We start from the raw sequence: 15,457 nt of genomic DNA, 5'->3' as shown, positions 1-15,457 counted from the left end.
TCTCCCTACGCCTTGCCCGCCCGGACCCGCCGCGCGTCGAGAACCAACTGCGCGACCAACACCACCACCGCCACGGCCATCAGCAGCGTCGACACCGCATAGGCGCCGTATTCGGCGCCGCGGGTGTAGCGGTCCGACACCAACAGTGTGAGCGTTTGCGATTTCCCCGGCAGGTTCGACGACACCATCAGCACCGCGCCGTATTCGCCGAGGGTGCGCGCGATCGTCAACACCACGCCGTAGGTCAGACCCCAGCGGATCGACGGCAGCGTCACCCGCCAGAACGTCTGCCACCACTGCGAGCCCAGCGTGGCCGCGGCCTCTTCCTGATCGGTGCCGATCTCGTGCAGCACCGGTTCGACCTCGCGGATCACGAACGGCACGGTCACGAAGATGCTGGCGAGCACGATGCCGGGGAACCCGAAGATGATCTTGAACCCGAGGCTGTTCTCCACGAAGCCGAACAACCCCGCCGAGCCCCACAGCAGGATCAGAGCGACGCCGACCACCACCGGGGACACCGCGAACGGCAGGTCGATGACGGCCTGCAGCGCGCTCTTGCCGCGAAACTTGTTGCGTGCCAACACCAATGCCGTAGGCACACCGAACAACACATTGAGCGGCACCACGATCGCGACCACCAGAAGCGACAGGTTCAGTGCCGAGATGGCGGCCGGGGTGCTGATCGATTCCACGAACGCGCCGACGCCCGGCGAGAAGGTGCGCCACAGGATCAGCCCCACCGGCACGACGACCAGGATGACGACGTAGGCCAGCGCGAGGTAGCGCAGCAGGTGTTTGACGACGGGCGAGAGGGTCATTGCGCCAGCTCCCGCCGGGCCGCACGCGAGCCGACCGCGCGCAGTATGAACAGCACGACGAACGAGATCAGCAGCAGCACTATCGAAATCGCCGCGGCGCCGGTGCGGTCGTCGTTCTCGATCAGGGTGCGGATCCACTGCGAGGACACCTCGGTCTCGCCGGGTACGGCGCCACCGATGAGGACCACAGAACCGAACTCACCGATCGCGCGGGAGAACGCCAGGCCCGCGCCCGACAGCAGCGACGGCAGTAGCGCGGGCAACATCACCCTGGTGAAGATGACCCAGTTGTTGGCGCCCAACGACGCCGCGGCTTCCTCGATCTCGCGGTCGAGTTCCAACAGCACCGGTTGGACGGACCGCACGACGAACGGCAGCGTGACAAACAGCAGCGCCACCCCGATGCCCCACTTGGTGTGCTGCAGGTGCAGCCCCACCGGGCTGGCCGGGCCGTAGAGCGCCAGCATGACCAGGCTGGCCACGATCGTCGGCAGCGCGAACGGTAGGTCGATCACCGAGTCGATCAGCCGCTTGCCGAAGAAGTCGTCGCGCGTCAGCACCCACGCCACCAACAAGCCGAACACCATGTTGACCAGCGTCACCCCAAACGACACGGTCAACGTCACCTTGAACGATTCGATGGCCGCGTTCGAGCTGACCGCCACCCAGAACGCCCGCCAGCCGCCGCCGACCGCCTGCCAGAGGATGGCGGCCAGCGGCAGCAGCACGATCAGGCTCAGCCAGATGGACGCTGCGCCGACACGCAGCGACGTCGTCCCGTGCCGACGCCCGAGGAATCGGGAGCCGTCGCCCGGCTCACCGCCGGTGAGCTCGGGCCGGGCCACGACGGAAGAGGTCATCCGGTCGCCTGGGTGTAGATCTTGGTGATGGAGCCGTTGGTTTTGTCGAACAGCTCGGGATCCAGTTTGTCCCAGCCGCCGAGATCCTGGGCGGTCCACAGCTTCGCGGGAGCGGGAAACTTGTCCCTGAACTCTTCGAGCACGGCGGGATCGACAGGCCGGAAGCCGGCCTCGGCCCACAGCTTCTGCGCCTCCGGCGTGTAGAGGAAGTTCTTCAGCGCGTTCGCCTTGTCCAAATGTGCGCTCGATGTCACCACGGCGACCGGGTTCTCGATCTTGAAGGTCTCCGGCGGGTTCACGTACTCGAGGTCGAAGTTCAGCGCCTCGTTCTCGTAGGCCAGCAGCACGTCGCCGCTGCCCTGCCGGAACACGTCGGTGGCCTCACGGCCCGAACCGGGACGCAGCTTGATGTGCTGGGACACCAACTCCGTGACGTAGTCCAGCCCGGCCTGGGGATCCTGGCCGCCCTTGCTGGCCCACGCGTACGGCGCCAGCAGGTTCCACTTCGCCGAGCCGGAACTCAACGGGCTGGGCGTGATGACCTCGACGCCCGGTTTCAGCAGGTCCGGCCAGTCGCGGATGTTCTTGGGGTTGCCGGGTCGCACCGCGATGGAGACCACGGATCCGAACGGGATCCCTTTGGTGGCGTCGGCGTTCCAGTCCTTGGCGACCTTGTCGGCCTTGACCAGGCGGGTGATGTCGGGTTCGACGGAGAAGTTCACGATGTCGGCGGGTTTGCCGTCGACGACGGCACGCGACTGGTCACCCGAGGCGCCGTAGGACGTCGTCACGCCGACACCCTTACCCTCCGGGGAGGCAGCGAAGGCGGGGATGATCTTGCTCCAACCCGGCTCGGGCACGGCGTACGCGACGAGCGTCAGCGTCGTGTCGGCGCCGTCGCCACCGCCCTCGCCCGCCACGTCGCTCGAGCCACCGCTGCACGCGGCGAGCATGGTGGCGGTGGCGGCCAGCGCCGCTGCGGCGCGCCAGGTTCTGCGGATGTTGACCATCGGTGACCTTTCGTTGGGGGACTTCGGCGGAACCCGACCCGACGGAGAGGCGATGGATCAGCGCAAGGGCGTCATCCCACAGCCGTTACCGACACCGAACCGCGGACGGGCGGAGGAGTCAGCAACAACAACAGACATCGGCGACAGCGCTCAAACCCACGGCAATGAGGGCCACCACATGGCCGCTCTTGTTGCCGGACGCCGTTTGCATGGCGGGAAGCCTAACAGGTTTCTCGCAACCTGCTCGTCGAGGGTTTCGCGCGCGTCAGCGAGTGAACAGCCACATGACGATCACCAGGATCAGCAGGATGACGAGCACCAACGTCACCCGCGACCGCGGCATCCCGCCGCTCATCGGTCGGCGTCCCGTTCGTCGTGGCGAACGTGGCGGAGCAGCCTGATCCCGTTACCCAGGGCACCGTCGAGCACCATCGCGATGCCGTATGCGAGCGCGAGCACCACCGGCATCACCACCGCGGTCTGGGCGACGAACGGCAGGCCGGTGAGCCAGAGCTCGACACCGTCCCACCAACTCAGGAAGCCACCCACGCGGCCAGCCTAGGCGATGCGAAGATGGGCCCGTGCCCGCCGACACCACCTGCATCGTCGCCGGAGGCGGTCCTGCGGGAATGATGCTCGCGTTGGTGCTCGCCCGAGCTGGGGTCGCGGTCACGGTGATGGAGAAACACGCCGACTTCCTCCGTGATTTCCGCGGTGACACCGTGCACGCGAGCACACTGCGGTTGCTCGACGAGTTGGGACTCTCCGACGAGTTCGCCGCCATTCCGCACCGCGAGATCGACATGCTGGCCATGACGGTGCAGGGCACGCGGGTCGCGATGGACCTGCGACGAATTCCCGGTCCGCACAAGCACATTGCGCTGGTGCCGCAGTGGGATTTCCTCGAACTGCTGGCCACCGCCGCGGAACGCGAACCGTCGTTCACGTTGATGCGCAGCACCGAGGTGCTCGGGCCGATCCGCGAGGGCGGCAAGGTGGTCGGCGTGCGCTACCGCGGCACCGACGGTGAGGTGCGCGAGATGCGCGCGACGCTGACCGTCGCCTGCGACGGCCGGTCGTCGACGCTGCGCACCGAAATGGGGCTCGAACCGAAGAACTTCGGCGTGCCCATGGACGTCTGGTGGTTCCGGGTGCCACGCGAGCCCGACGACCCGCACGGGCTCGGCGGGGTCCTCGGCGCCGGACACGCGCAGATCGTCATCGACCGCGGCGATTACTACCAGTGCGCGTACGTCATTCCCAAGGGCCGCGATGCGCAGTTGCGCGCGCAGGGCATCGAGTCGCTGCACCGCGGTGTGGTGGCGCTGGTGCCGTGGCTGGCCGACCGCATCGGCGCGGTGACCTCGTTCGACGAGGTGAAGTTGCTCGACGTGCAGCTGAACCGGCTGCGGCGCTGGTACAGCGACGGCCTGCTGCTGATCGGCGACGCCGCCCACGCAATGTCGCCGGTCGGCGGGGTCGGGATCAACCTCGCCGTGGCCGACGCCGTCGCCGCGGGACGCATCCTGGCGGGCCCGTTGCGGTCGGGCACGCTGTCGAGTCAGCATCTGGCCCGCGTGCAGGCGCGCCGCTGGGTGCCCGCGGCGCTGATCCAATCGGTGCAGAAGCTGATCCACCGCCGCGTCATCGCGGTCGCGGTCGCCTCGACGGGGCAGGCCGAGGCGCCGCGGTTCGTGCGCCTCGCGGCCGGGCTGCCGGTGCTGCGCCGACTGGCCGCCTACGGCGTCGCGATCGGTCCCCTACCGGAACACATTCCGGCCTTCGCGCGCCGCTGACGGCGCGTCGAGCGCCAACGAGTAGACGCAAAGCACGTCGGCAGTCGATGATGACGGCATGGTTCTGCAACAAACCGGGCCGTCGGACGGGTCAGCGGAGACGGAGAACGGGGCGAAGCCCGCCCAGGCCGTCCTGTCGAACACCCCGTTGACCGTGACGGCGCCGACGCCGTACGCGCCCACCGGTGCATTGCGGAACCCGTTTCCGCCGATCGCCGACTACGGGTTTCTGTCCGACTGCGAGAACACGTGCCTGATTTCCTCGGCGGGGTCGGTCGAGTGGTTGTGCGTGCCGCGCCCGGACTCGCCGAGCGTGTTCGGAGCCATCCTGGACCGCGGCGCCGGCCATTTCCGGCTCGGCCCGTACGGGGTGACGGTCCCCTCGGCCCGGCGCTACCTGCCCGGCAGCCTGATCCTGGAGACGACCTGGCAGACCCACACCGGCTGGCTGATCGTGCGCGAGGCGTTGGTGATGGGTCCCTGGCACGACCTGGAGACCCGGTCGCGTACCCACCGCCGCACGCCGATGGACTGGGACGCCGAGCACATCCTGCTGCGCACCGTGCGATGTGTGAGCGGCACCGTCGAGTTGGTGATGAACTGCGAGCCGGCGTTCGACTACCACCGCATCCCGGCGACGTGGGAGTACTCGGCGCAGGCTTACGGCGAGGCGATCGCGCGGGCCAGCCGCGACGCCGACGCGCATCCCACGCTTCGGCTCACCACCAATCTGCGGCTCGGCCTGGAGGGCCACGAGGCGCGGGCGCGCACCCGGATGAAGGAGGGCGACAACGCATTCGTCGCGCTGTCCTGGTCGAAGCATCCGGCGCCGCAGACCTACGACGAGGCCGCCGACAAGATGTGGCAGACCAGCGAGGCCTGGCGCCAGTGGATCAACGTCGGCGACTTCCCGGACCACCCCTGGCGTGCCTACCTGCAGCGCAGTGCGCTGACGCTGAAGGGGCTGACGTACTCCCCGACCGGCGCGCTGCTGGCCGCACCCACCACGTCGCTGCCGGAAACGCCTCAGGGCGAACGCAACTGGGACTACCGCTATGCCTGGGTGCGCGATTCGACGTTCGCGCTGTGGGGCCTCTACACACTGGGGTTGGACCGCGAGGCAGACGACTTCTTCGCGTTCATCGCCGACGTGTCCGGCGCGAACAACGGTGAGCGACATCCACTTCAGGTGATGTACGCCGTCGGTGGCGAGCGCACGCTGGTCGAGGAGGAATTGCGCCACCTGTCCGGTTACGACGGGGCGCGACCGGTGCGCATCGGCAACGGCGCGTACAACCAGATGCAGCACGACATCTGGGGCACCATGCTGGATTCGGTGTACCTGCACGCCAAGTCGCGCGAGCAGATCTCCGACACGTTGTGGCCGGTGTGCAAGCAGCAGGTCGAAGAGGCGATCAAGCACTGGAAGGAACCCGACCGAGGCATCTGGGAGGTGCGCGGCGAGCCGCAGCACTTCACGAGTTCGAAGATCATGTGCTGGGTGGCGCTGGACCGCGGCTCGAAACTCGCTGAGCTGCAGGGCGAGAAGTCCTACGCGCAGCAGTGGCGCGCGATCGCGGAGGAGATCAAGGCCGACGTGCTCAAGCACGGCGTCGACTCCCGCGGTGTGCTGACGCAGCGCTACGGCGACGACGCGCTCGACGCCTCGCTGCTGCTGGCCGTGCTGACCCGGTTCCTGCCACCCGACGATCCGCGGGTGCGCGCGACGGTGCTGGCGATCGCCGACGAGCTCACCGAGGAAGGCCTCGTGCTGCGCTACCGCGTCGAGGAGACCGACGACGGATTGGCCGGCGAGGAGGGCACCTTCACGATCTGCTCGTTCTGGCTGGTGTCCGCGCTGGTCGAGATCGGCGAGATCAGCCGCGCCAAGCACCTGTGCGAACGGCTGCTGTCGTTCGCCAGCCCGCTGCACCTCTACGCCGAGGAGATCGAGCCGCGCACCGGCCGGCATCTCGGCAACTTCCCGCAGGCGTTCACCCACCTGGCGTTGATCAACGCGGTCGTACACGTGATCCGGGCCGAGGAGGAGGCCGACAGCTCCGGCGTCTTCGTTCCCGCCAACGCCCCGATGTAGGTCACCTCTTCCCGCGAGCAGACGCGAAACTGCCTCTTTTGCGCGAATTTTGGGCAGGTTTGCGTCTGCTCGCCGAAGGGAGGCTGGCGCCTACTTCGCCGCGTTGGCCAGCATGTCCAGCGCGATGGTGGCCGCCTCGTCACCGATCGAATAACTGCACGCCCACGCCTCGACGGTCAGGTTCGACGCCGTCGACAGAGCGTGCTGGCACGCCCAGCCGTCGGCGTCCTGTTGCGTCGTGACCTGAGTGATCAGCATGCCTTCGGTGTGGACTTCATCGAGGTCCCACATGTACGAGTCCCCTGAACTACCTACGGCCACAGTCGAATCCGCGCAGGCCTCCCACGCGGCCTTGGCATCGTCGAAGAACCGCTGCGCCTCGTCGGCGGACGGGTACAGCACCGCGGTCTGCTCGACCCAGTGGTCGTTGTCGTCGTCGGGTTCGCGCGCCACCTGGTCGCGCACGTCGGTCCACCCGCTGCCCGCGTACACCGGCTCCTCGGCGCCGTACATCGCCCCCAGACAGTCGCGGTCGGACACGTCATCGGAATGATCGGTCATTTCCTCGAGCTCGCTGGTGACCTTCATCGTCGACGAGCCCATGATGCCGTTGAGTTCGCCGATGGTCAGCAACACGTCGTCGAGCTTGTCGGCGGTCAGCTCCGGAACATCGACAGGCCCCGTCTGGGCGCGCAACGCCGTCCCCGCAACGGTGCTCACGCAGCCCGCCAGCACAACCGACACGGCCAGGAGCGCACCCGCGGCGCACAACCGCGACGCCGTGCGGAATGGAGTCACCGCGTTATTGTGACCGACTTCTGGCAAATTCGCGGCGTGGGCGACAATTTCGTCCGCGCGGTTCAGGACCCGCCGATCTTCTCCAGCATCAGGTCCGCGACGGCGGCGGCATCCCGCGCTCCGGTCGCCTTGGGCCCCGCGACGTCGGCGATCTCGACGTCGACGACGGAGTCCCCGGCCACGCCGAGCGCCCGCTGGACCGTCGATCCGGCGTCCTGCATCACCACCGCCGAGACGATCTCGTCGCCGACGTCGACCTCGGTGATGCGGCTGGACCCCTGCCCGCCCCGGTCGGATCGGTTCAACACCAGCGTCTGGCCGTTGCACCGGTGCCATTTGTCGGCAGAGGCGGCGAAGAACTCCCGCGCGGCGTCGGCGTCGACGAACTCGACCACGCCGAAGAACCCGGTGGCGGTGGGGCCGTTGGCGTCACCGCCGGCCCACGACTGGCTGGCCACCGACCGCACCGGGCTGGCCTGGTACACCACCTTCTCCAGCCGGTATCCGGTGCTCACGCAGTCCAGCGGCGTGGCCTCGGCCTCGCCGACACCCTGCAGCAGCATCTCCGCGCCGCCCTGGACGACCTGGCCCATGAAGCCGTCGCCGCCGAGCATGATGCTCAGCTCCTCGGCGGTCGGCAGCGCCCGGTCCAGCGCCGGGTTCGGCGAGAGTTTGACGGCCGGCGCCACCTGCGGGGACGGCGCCTGGCCTGCGGGTGCGGAACAGCCGGCGACGATCGCACACGCGCCCAACGCCGCCGCCGTCATCGCCGCCGTGCGCACGGCGACCTACTTCTTGGCCTTGTCGGCCGACGAGTCGGTGGACAGGGCGGCGACGAACGCCTCCTGGGGCACCTCGACCCGACCGATGGTCTTCATCCGCTTCTTGCCTTCCTTCTGCTTCTCGAGCAGCTTGCGCTTGCGGGTGATGTCCCCGCCATAGCACTTCGATAGCACGTCTTTGCGGATCGCGCGGATGTTTTCGCGAGCGATGATCTTCGAACCGATGGCCGCCTGCACCGGAACCTCGAACTGCTGACGCGGAATCAGCTCCTTGAGCTTGGTGGTCATCTTGTTGCCGTAGGCGTACGCCGACTCCTTGTGCACGATCGCGCTGAAAGCGTCGACCGGCTCGCCCTGCAGCAGGATGTCGACCTTGACCAGGTCGGCCTCCTGCTCGCCGGCCTCCTCGTAGTCCAGGCTGGCGTATCCGCGGGTGCGCGACTTCAGCGCGTCGAAGAAGTCGAAGATGATCTCGCCCAGCGGCATCGTGTAGCGCAGTTCCACCCGCTCCGGTGAGAGGTAGTCCATGCCGCCGAGTTCGCCGCGCCGCGACTGGCAGAGCTCCATGATGGTGCCGATGAACTCGCTGGGCGCGATGATCGTGGTCTTGACCACCGGCTCGTAGACCGTGCGGATCTTGCCGTCCGGCCAGTCCGACGGGTTGGTCACCGTGATCTCCGAACCATCTTCCTGCACAACGCGATAGACGACGTTGGGCGAGGTGGAGATCAGGTCGAGATTGAACTCGCGCTCGAGCCGCTCGCGGGTGATCTCCATGTGCAGCAGGCCCAGAAAGCCGCTGCGGAAACCGAATCCGAGCGCCACGGAGGTCTCCGGCTCGTACGTCAACGCCGCATCGTTGAGTTGCAGTTTGTCGAGCGCGTCGCGCAGGTCCGGATAGTCCGATCCGTCAACGGGATACAGCCCCGAGTAGACCATCGGCCGCGGTTCGCGGTATCCGGTGAGCGGTTCGGTCGCACCGTTGCGCGCCGTCGTCACCGTGTCACCGACCTTGGACTGGCGCACGTCCTTCACGCCGGTGATGAGGTAGCCCACCTCGCCCACCCCGAGTCCAGCGGACGCCTTGGGTTCGGGCGAGACGATGCCGACCTCGAGCAGTTCGTGGGTGGCGCCGGTGGACATCATCTTGATGCGCTCGCGCGGGATGATCTTGCCGTCGACGACGCGGACATAGGTGACCACGCCGCGGTAGGTGTCGTAGACGGAGTCGAAGATCATCGCCCGTGCCGGCGTGTCGGCGTCGCCGACGGGTGGCGGCACCTCGCGCACGACGTGGTCGAGCAGGTCGGCCACGCCCGCACCCGTCTTCCCGGACACCCGCAGGACGTCTTCGGGTTCGCAGCCGATGATGTGGGCGAGTTCGGCGGCGTAGCGGTCCGGGTCGGCCGCGGGCAGGTCGATCTTGTTGAGCACCGGGATGATGTGCAGGTCGCGGTCGAGCGCCAGATACAGGTTCGCCAGCGTTTGCGCCTCGATCCCCTGGGCGGCGTCGACGAGCAGCACCGCCCCTTCGCACGCCTCCAGCGCGCGCGACACCTCGTAGGTGAAGTCGACGTGGCCGGGGGTGTCGATCAGGTGCAGCACGTAGTCGTCGCCGTCGACTTTCCATGGCAGACGGACGTTCTGCGCCTTGATCGTGATGCCGCGCTCGCGCTCGATGTCCATGCGGTCGAGGTACTGCGCGCGCATGTCGCGGTCGGCGACGACGCCGGTGAGTTGCAGCATCCGGTCGGCCAACGTCGACTTGCCGTGATCGATATGGGCGATGATGCAGAAGTTCCGGATCTGCGCCGGCGCCGTGAAGGTCTGATCGGCGAAACTGCTGATGGGAATCTCCTGGTGAACGCGGACTTCGGGTGCCACCAGCGTATCCAGGCCATGGCCTGAGCACACAATCGCGCGGTGTGGGCCTCGCTTATGCTCGGAAATATGCCTGCGCCCTGGAGACCGCTGCAGACCTTCCAGAGGTTCGCGGAGAACTTGGTGTTCAACGAGGCGCCGAAGCTCATCCGCCAGATCGGTCAGTCCGAGACCGTGCAGCGCGGTATCCAGCAGGGCATCCGGATCGGCCTGGACACGATCGCCGGCACCCCGAAGGAGGCGCCGCCGGCGATCACCGCGGGCAGGCCGGTGAGCCGTCACTTCGTGCCGACCGCCCATCGGGCCCGCAAGATCGTCTACGCCCCCGACCTCGACGGCCGCGCCGATCCGGGCGAGATCGTGTGGACGTGGGTGGTCTACGAGGACGACCCGACGCAGGGCAAGGACCGGCCGGTTCTGGTGGTCGGCCGCGACCGCTCGACGCTGCTCGGGCTGATGCTCTCGAGCCAGGACCATCACCGCGACGATCCGAACTGGGTGTCGATCGGCAGCGGCACGTGGGACTACGAGGGCCGCGCCAGTTGGGTGCGGTTGGACCGGGTGCTCGACGTCCCCGAAGACGGGATCCGTCGCGAGGGCGCGATCCTCGCCCGCGAGAAGTTCGAGGCCGTGGCCACGCGCCTGCGCGCCGAGTACTCCTGGAGCTGACCCCCGCCGCCCGTCTGTGAAACCGGCGACGGTTCCGGCGCTCTGAGCGTCGCCACATTCACAAACGGCGTCAGCGCGGTTCGCGCCACATCGGCCACATGCCGGGCCCGCCGTCGGGCAGCGTTATCTCGCCGGTGACGTCGAACCCGAAGCGCTGGTAGTAGCCGATGTTGTCCGGATTGCTGGACTCGAGGTACGCGGGTGCGCGCTCGGCGTCGCAGCGGTCCAGCCGCGAGCGCATCAGCGCCTGCCCGTATCCCGTGCCGCGCACGGTCGGGTCGCTGCCGATCACCCCCAAATACCAGTGCGGCTCCTCGGGGTGGTGCTCCTTCATCAGGCCCGCGACCTGCTGGCCTCGGCGCACGTTCGACCCCAGCGCCAGCATGAACGCCGGCATCATCCGCAGTTCCTGTAGCCCGGTCTGCCGCCACTCGCCCGGCGGATCCCACAGCGCGGCCGCGCCGATCGGCCCGCTGCCGGCCACCTCGACGCCCTCGGTGCGCAGGAAATGGTGGCGGATCATGGTCGCGAACATCCGCCCGAGACCGCGCTCGCGGGCGGAGTCGTCGGGCAGCATCCACGTCATCACCGGGTCGTCGTAGAACGCGCGCGCCAGCACCCGGGACATCTCGCGCACCTGCCGCCGCGACGCCGGCGCGACCTCGACGTCAGCCACGGGTGATGTATGCCTGCAGCTGCTCCTGCTGTGCCTCGAGCTCTTCCATCCGCGTCTTGACGACGTCGCCGATGCTCACGATGCCCACGAGCCTGCCGTTGTCCATCACCGGGACGTGCCGGACCCGGTTCGTCGTCATGAGCGCGCTCAGGCTGTCGACGGAGTCGTCGGGCGCACACGTCGCCACCAGCGTGGTCATGATCTCCGAGACGGGCTGGGTGAGCAGCTCCGCGCCTCGGCGGTGCATCGCACGCACGACGTCGCGCTCGGAGACGATCCCCATCAGACCGTCCGGCGACACCACGACCATGGCGCCGATGTTGTGCACGGCCAGCTCGGTGAGCAGTCCGGACACCGAGGTCTCGGGGGTAATCGTGGCCACCGCGGCGCCCTTGTTCCGCAACACGTCCGCGATCCGCATCTTCGCCTCCGCTCGTGATGTTCCTCACAGGCTAGGTCGGACGGAGGCGGCGCGGAAGGGTTTGCGAGGTTGCAACCGGGTCACACTCAGCGAAGCGCCCGGTAACCCGGAAGCGGAATACCGCCGGCGTGCGACGGGTTGGGAGACGCCATGGACAACGCGCACTCAGTGCCCACCGTCGAGCTGGGCGACAAGTTAACTGCCAGCGCCATCGGATTCGGGGCCATGGCCCTGACCCCGGTATACGGCGACGTCGACGACGGCGAGTCGCTTGCCACGCTGCACCGCTGCCTCGACCTCGGGGTGACGTTCATCGACACCGCCAACATCTACGGCAACGGCAACAACGAGCGGCTCATCGCGCGCTTGCTGGCCGACCGGCGCGACGAGGTCACGCTCGCGACGAAGTTCGGCATCACCGGCAACCCGGCCGACCGCGCCGCGGGCCGTCCGAACATGCGCGGCGACGCCGCCTACGTCCGGCAGTGCATCGACGAGAGCCTGCAACGCCTGCAGACCGACGTGGTCGACCTGTACTACATGCACCGCCGCGACACCTCCGTGCCCATCGAGGAGACCGTCGGCGCGATGGCCGAACTCGTCGCCGCGGGCAAGGTTCGTCACCTCGGGCTCTCCGAGGTCACCGCCGACGAGCTGCGCGCCGCCGTCGCAGTGCACCCGATCGCCGCCGTGCAGAGCGAGTGGTCGATCTGGAGCCGCGACGTCGAACGCAACGTCGTCCCCGCGGCCGCCGAACTCGGCGTCGGCTTCGTGCCGTACTCGCCGCTGGGCCGCGGCTTCCTCGCCGGCGCGGTCCGGTCGCCGGCGGATCTGTCGTCGTCCAACGACTTCCGGCGCAACATGCCACGCTTCCGCGACGACGCGCTCGACGCCAACCTCGCGGTCGTCGACGTCGTCGCCGCGATCGCTGAGCAGCAGCAGGCGACGCCCGCCCAGGTGGCGCTGGCGTGGCTGCGTCACCGTGCCGACGAACTCGGTGTGGCGTCGGTGCCGATTCCCGGCACCCGACGGGCGTCGCGGGTCGAGGAGAACCTCGGGTCGCTGGCGGTGACGTTGACCCCCGAGCAGCGCGAAGCCCTCGCCACCGCCGGGGCGGCCGTCAGCGGCGACCGGTTCGAGGACATGAGCTGGGTGTCGGCGGGGCGCGAATAGCGCCCTTCGCGCGCGGCCCTCAGGTATATGTGGGGCCATGATCGAGGTCACGCTGCTTGGCACCGGAAGTCCCATCCCCGACGCCCGCAGGGCGGGGCCGTCGACGCTCGTGCGCGCGGGCGGGCAGACGTTCCTGATCGACTGCGGCCGCGGGGTCCAGCAACGCCTGACGGCCGCGGGCGCCGCCGCGAACGGACTGTCGGCGCTGCTGTTGACGCACCTGCACAGCGATCACATCGCCGATCTCGGCGACGTGATCATCACCCGCTGGGTTTCGACGTTCACCGAGCAGACCCCGCTGCAGATCATCGGTCCCCCGGGCACCGCCGAGGTGGTCGAGCACACCCTCAAGGCGTTCGGCTTCGACATCGGATACCGCATCGCGCACCACGCCGACCTGACGGCGCCGCCTCCGGTCGAGGTGCACGAGTACACCGAGGGCGAGGTGTGGAACCGCGATGGCGTGACGATCCGGGTCGCGCCGACCGATCACCGGCCCGTCGAACCGACGATCGGTTTCCGTGTCGAGCACGCCGAAGCGTCGGTGGTGCTCGCCGGTGACACCGTTCCCTGCGACAGCCTCGATGCGCTGGCGGCGGGTGCGGGAGCGTTGGTGCACACCGTGATTCGCAAGGACCTGGTGGACAAGATGCCGATGCAGCGCATCCGCGACATCTGCGACTACCACTCCTCGGTCGAGCAGGCGGCGGCCACCGCGGCCCGCGCCGGCGTGGGAATCCTGATCCTCACCCACTATGTGCCGGCGATCGAACCGGGGCAGGAGGACGACTGGCGCGCCCTGGCCGCAACGGTCTTCGACCGGCAGATCGAACTCGGCGACGATCTGCTGCGCGTCGAAGTGCATCCCGGCGTGTGCGCCAAACCGGCGGGCTGATCGCTCTCAGGCCGTGACGCCGCACAGTCGGTCGGCGGCGTCGGCGAGCGTCTCCAGATCGCCGTCGCCGAACGGTCGGCCCCGCGCGATGACGACGATGTGCTCGACACCCAACTCCCCCAGTGACCAACACCTTTCGGCGAGGTGTTCGGCGGACTCACCCGCATCGAGTCCCGTGGTCACGGTGCGCTCGATCTGTTCGGGGGGACGGCCGACGTCGGTGCAGTGTCGGTTCAGCACGTCGAGCTGGTGGGAGATCGTGGTCCCACCGTCGGGGATGTCGAACAGGTTGCAGGCGTCGGCATACTCGGCCACCAAGCGCAACGTTCTGCGTTCCCCCGTCCCGCCGACCAGCACCCGCGGCGGTGTGGTCGGCAGGGGGCGCGCGACGGGCCGCTCCAGGCGCAGATACCTACCGGTGAAGGGTGTTTCGTCCCCGCGCCACATCTGGCGCGCCAGTTGCAGCAGTTCGGTCATGCGGTCGAAACGTTCGGCGGTGTCGGGCAGGAACAGCCCCAACGCCCGCGCCTCGTCGGCGTTGTAGCCGGCGCCGAGGCCGAGCCAGGCGCGCCCGCCCGAAAGGGCGTCGACGCTCGTGACGGCTTTGACCAGCAGCGCCGGCGCGCGAAACGTCGCCGCACTCACCATGGTGCCCAACCGGATTCGCGATGTCACCGCCGCCAGGTAACCGAGCGTCGTGTACGCCTCGAGCATCGGTTCCTCGATGCGACTGAAGGGGTCGGCCTGCAGCAGGTGGTCGGCCACCCACAGGGTGTCGACGGCGGTGCCGTCGAGGAAGCGTGCGAGCCGGGCGAGCCGCGCGCCGAGCGGTTCGTCCCACGAGTAATTCGTCACGCTGACACTGATTTTCACCGCGCAGGCTCCTTTCGAGGCCGTCGCAGCGGCAGCATCGCGCCCGCCGTGATCAGCCAGATCAGCCCACCGATCCGCGCGATGGGCAGCAGCGGGGACAGGGCCGGCCAGATCAACACCAGCGTGGTGATCTCGGCGATGGCCGCCAGGACCAGACCCGCCCATGCGAGCGGGCGCGGCAGCAGGCCGACGATGAGGCCGGGCACCACGATGCCGGCGATCAGCAGTCCGAGCGCCACGATGTGCGCGGGCCCACCCGTGAGGAATGTCAGGTAGTACAGCGCTCGGACCAGCGTCGCGTCGGAGGTCACCTCCGGCTGCGACAGCGTCCACGCCAGCAGACCCGACAACCCCAATGCCCCGGAGGCGAGAACACCGCCCGCCAGCGCGATCGTCGCGCCGGGCGCCGTCACACCGAGTTGGCGCAGGCGGGCGCTGGCGGTGGCCGCGTAGATGCCCAGCGGTACCGCGGACGCGAACATCCCGACGGCGCACGCCCGCACCGCCGCGTGGTGGTCGACGACGTAGTCCTGAATGGCCGCCCCGGCGCCGTAGGGCAGTGGCATCACACCGCCGAGTGCGACACCGACCGCGAGACCTGCGACGAGGAGCGCCAGCGAAACACCCGCCACCACCGCGAGCGGTGGACCGCCCTGGCGCGAACGCGCCGGCCGGATAACTCGATCGGTCATTGAATCGTTCATAGT

General features: G+C 68.6%; 17 protein-coding genes. 5 read left to right on the top strand and 12 right to left on the bottom strand.

All coding sequences use genetic code 11. The annotated features are described in order from the left end of the window. Nucleotides 1-5: 5 nt before the first annotated feature. From cysW to A5752_RS12870, 5 genes are all read right to left on the bottom strand, one after another. Nucleotides 6-821, bottom strand: coding sequence for a sulfate ABC transporter permease subunit CysW (cysW, locus tag A5752_RS12885; RefSeq protein ID WP_067085689.1), 816 nt, complete (start codon nucleotides 819-821; stop codon nucleotides 6-8). Further along, entirely contained in the window at nucleotides 818-1,681 is an 864-nt protein-coding gene (gene cysT, locus A5752_RS12880; protein WP_067085687.1) for a sulfate ABC transporter permease subunit CysT, read from the bottom strand. The genes cysW and cysT overlap by 4 nt, the downstream gene beginning before the upstream one ends. Further along, the gene (locus A5752_RS12875; protein WP_067085685.1) at nucleotides 1,678-2,691 is read right to left on the bottom strand and encodes a sulfate ABC transporter substrate-binding protein; all 1,014 of its coding nucleotides are present in this window, start codon (nucleotides 2,689-2,691) and stop codon (nucleotides 1,678-1,680) included. The genes cysT and A5752_RS12875 overlap by 4 nt, the downstream gene beginning before the upstream one ends. A 118-nt stretch (nucleotides 2,692-2,809) precedes the next feature. After that, on the bottom strand, nucleotides 2,810-2,902 hold the full coding sequence (locus A5752_RS28220; protein ID WP_353612401.1) for an Ms4533A family Cys-rich leader peptide: 93 nt from the start codon (nucleotides 2,900-2,902) through the stop codon (nucleotides 2,810-2,812). Between the two features lie 140 nt (nucleotides 2,903-3,042). Further along, nucleotides 3,043-3,240 (bottom strand): hypothetical protein, encoded by a 198-nt coding sequence (locus A5752_RS12870; RefSeq protein WP_067085683.1) that lies wholly within the window; start codon nucleotides 3,238-3,240, stop codon nucleotides 3,043-3,045. A gap of 32 nt (nucleotides 3,241-3,272) precedes the next feature. Between A5752_RS12870 and A5752_RS12865 the strand changes: the two genes are divergently transcribed. Together A5752_RS12865 and A5752_RS12860 are read left to right on the top strand one after the other, a co-directional pair. Further along, a complete protein-coding gene (locus A5752_RS12865; protein ID WP_067085681.1) occupies nucleotides 3,273-4,487 on the top strand; it encodes an FAD-dependent oxidoreductase in 1,215 nt (404 codons plus the stop codon). Nucleotides 4,488-4,545: 58 nt separating this feature from the next. After that, nucleotides 4,546-6,582: a glycoside hydrolase family 15 protein gene (locus A5752_RS12860; RefSeq protein WP_067085679.1), complete on the top strand. Its 2,037-nt coding sequence runs from the start codon at nucleotides 4,546-4,548 to the stop codon at nucleotides 6,580-6,582. A 90-nt stretch (nucleotides 6,583-6,672) separates the two neighbouring features. Here the strand turns inward: A5752_RS12860 and A5752_RS12855 are convergent, their stop codons facing one another. The 3 genes from A5752_RS12855 to lepA form a co-directional block, all read right to left on the bottom strand. Continuing rightward, nucleotides 6,673-7,380 carry a sensor domain-containing protein gene (locus tag A5752_RS12855; RefSeq protein ID WP_082963860.1) on the bottom strand — a complete coding sequence of 236 codons (708 nt, stop codon included), beginning with the start codon at nucleotides 7,378-7,380 and terminating at the stop codon, nucleotides 6,673-6,675. 62 nt (nucleotides 7,381-7,442) lie between these two features. Beyond that, complete coding sequence (locus A5752_RS12850; protein WP_067085677.1) at nucleotides 7,443-8,162, bottom strand: sensor domain-containing protein; 720 nt, start codon at nucleotides 8,160-8,162, stop codon at nucleotides 7,443-7,445. Between the two features lie 6 nt (nucleotides 8,163-8,168). Further along, nucleotides 8,169-10,079: a translation elongation factor 4 gene (gene lepA / locus A5752_RS12845; protein ID WP_067085745.1), complete on the bottom strand. Its 1,911-nt coding sequence runs from the start codon at nucleotides 10,077-10,079 to the stop codon at nucleotides 8,169-8,171. Nucleotides 10,080-10,100: 21 nt separating this feature from the next. On the opposite strand from lepA, the gene A5752_RS12840 reads away from it, so the two are divergent. Then, a complete protein-coding gene (locus tag A5752_RS12840) occupies nucleotides 10,101-10,712 on the top strand; it encodes a type II toxin-antitoxin system PemK/MazF family toxin (protein WP_067085748.1) in 612 nt (203 codons plus the stop codon). A 70-nt stretch (nucleotides 10,713-10,782) separates the two neighbouring features. Here the strand turns inward: A5752_RS12840 and A5752_RS12835 are convergent, their stop codons facing one another. Continuing rightward, nucleotides 10,783-11,340, bottom strand: coding sequence for a GNAT family N-acetyltransferase (locus A5752_RS12835; protein WP_082963864.1), 558 nt, complete (start codon nucleotides 11,338-11,340; stop codon nucleotides 10,783-10,785). A gap of 40 nt (nucleotides 11,341-11,380) precedes the next feature. After that, on the bottom strand, nucleotides 11,381-11,809 hold the full coding sequence (locus A5752_RS12830) for a CBS domain-containing protein (protein WP_067085673.1): 429 nt from the start codon (nucleotides 11,807-11,809) through the stop codon (nucleotides 11,381-11,383). A 150-nt stretch (nucleotides 11,810-11,959) separates the two neighbouring features. Between A5752_RS12830 and A5752_RS12825 the strand changes: the two genes are divergently transcribed. Both A5752_RS12825 and A5752_RS12820 read left to right on the top strand, forming a co-directional pair. Then, nucleotides 11,960-12,982, top strand: a complete 1,023-nt coding sequence (locus tag A5752_RS12825; protein ID WP_067085671.1) for an aldo/keto reductase — start codon at nucleotides 11,960-11,962, stop codon at nucleotides 12,980-12,982. A gap of 37 nt (nucleotides 12,983-13,019) precedes the next feature. Then, nucleotides 13,020-13,877 carry a ribonuclease Z gene (locus A5752_RS12820; protein WP_067085669.1) on the top strand — a complete coding sequence of 286 codons (858 nt, stop codon included), beginning with the start codon at nucleotides 13,020-13,022 and terminating at the stop codon, nucleotides 13,875-13,877. A gap of 6 nt (nucleotides 13,878-13,883) precedes the next feature. Here A5752_RS12820 and A5752_RS12815 read toward each other — a convergent pair whose 3' ends face one another. After that, nucleotides 13,884-14,750, bottom strand: a complete 867-nt coding sequence (locus A5752_RS12815) for a TIGR03560 family F420-dependent LLM class oxidoreductase (protein WP_067085667.1) — start codon at nucleotides 14,748-14,750, stop codon at nucleotides 13,884-13,886. Beyond that, entirely contained in the window at nucleotides 14,747-15,442 is a 696-nt protein-coding gene (locus A5752_RS12810; protein ID WP_231983395.1) for a hypothetical protein, read from the bottom strand. The genes A5752_RS12815 and A5752_RS12810 overlap by 4 nt, the downstream gene beginning before the upstream one ends. Nucleotides 15,443-15,457 lie beyond the last annotated feature (15 nt).

The sequence above is a fragment of the Mycobacterium sp. 852002-51961_SCH5331710 genome (genome assembly GCF_001665535.1).
Taxonomy (GTDB): Bacteria; Actinomycetota; Actinomycetes; order Mycobacteriales; family Mycobacteriaceae; genus Mycobacterium.
The sequence above is the reverse complement of the archived record's forward strand: the minus strand, read 5'-3'. Positions and strand labels throughout refer to the sequence as shown.

Excerpts from the sequence above, each read along its gene's own strand:
- A5752_RS12825 (WP_067085671.1), top strand. The coding sequence starts at position 11,960 with ATGGACAACGCGCACTCAGTGCCCACCGTCGAGCTGGGCGACAAGTTA.
- A5752_RS12860 (WP_067085679.1), top strand. The coding sequence starts at position 4,546 with ATGGTTCTGCAACAAACCGGGCCGTCGGACGGGTCAGCGGAGACGGAG.
- A5752_RS12810 (WP_231983395.1), bottom strand. The coding sequence starts at position 15,442 with ATGACCGATCGAGTTATCCGGCCGGCGCGTTCGCGCCAGGGCGGTCCA.
- A5752_RS12875 (WP_067085685.1), bottom strand. The coding sequence starts at position 2,691 with ATGGTCAACATCCGCAGAACCTGGCGCGCCGCAGCGGCGCTGGCCGCC.
- A5752_RS12840 (WP_067085748.1), top strand. The coding sequence starts at position 10,101 with ATGCTCGGAAATATGCCTGCGCCCTGGAGACCGCTGCAGACCTTCCAG.
- cysT (WP_067085687.1), bottom strand. The coding sequence starts at position 1,681 with ATGACCTCTTCCGTCGTGGCCCGGCCCGAGCTCACCGGCGGTGAGCCG.
- A5752_RS12820 (WP_067085669.1), top strand. The coding sequence starts at position 13,020 with ATGATCGAGGTCACGCTGCTTGGCACCGGAAGTCCCATCCCCGACGCC.
- A5752_RS12830 (WP_067085673.1), bottom strand. The coding sequence starts at position 11,809 with ATGCGGATCGCGGACGTGTTGCGGAACAAGGGCGCCGCGGTGGCCACG.
- A5752_RS28220 (WP_353612401.1), bottom strand. The coding sequence starts at position 2,902 with ATGCAAACGGCGTCCGGCAACAAGAGCGGCCATGTGGTGGCCCTCATT.
- cysW (WP_067085689.1), bottom strand. The coding sequence starts at position 821 with ATGACCCTCTCGCCCGTCGTCAAACACCTGCTGCGCTACCTCGCGCTG.
- A5752_RS12835 (WP_082963864.1), bottom strand. The coding sequence starts at position 11,340 with ATGTCCCGGGTGCTGGCGCGCGCGTTCTACGACGACCCGGTGATGACG.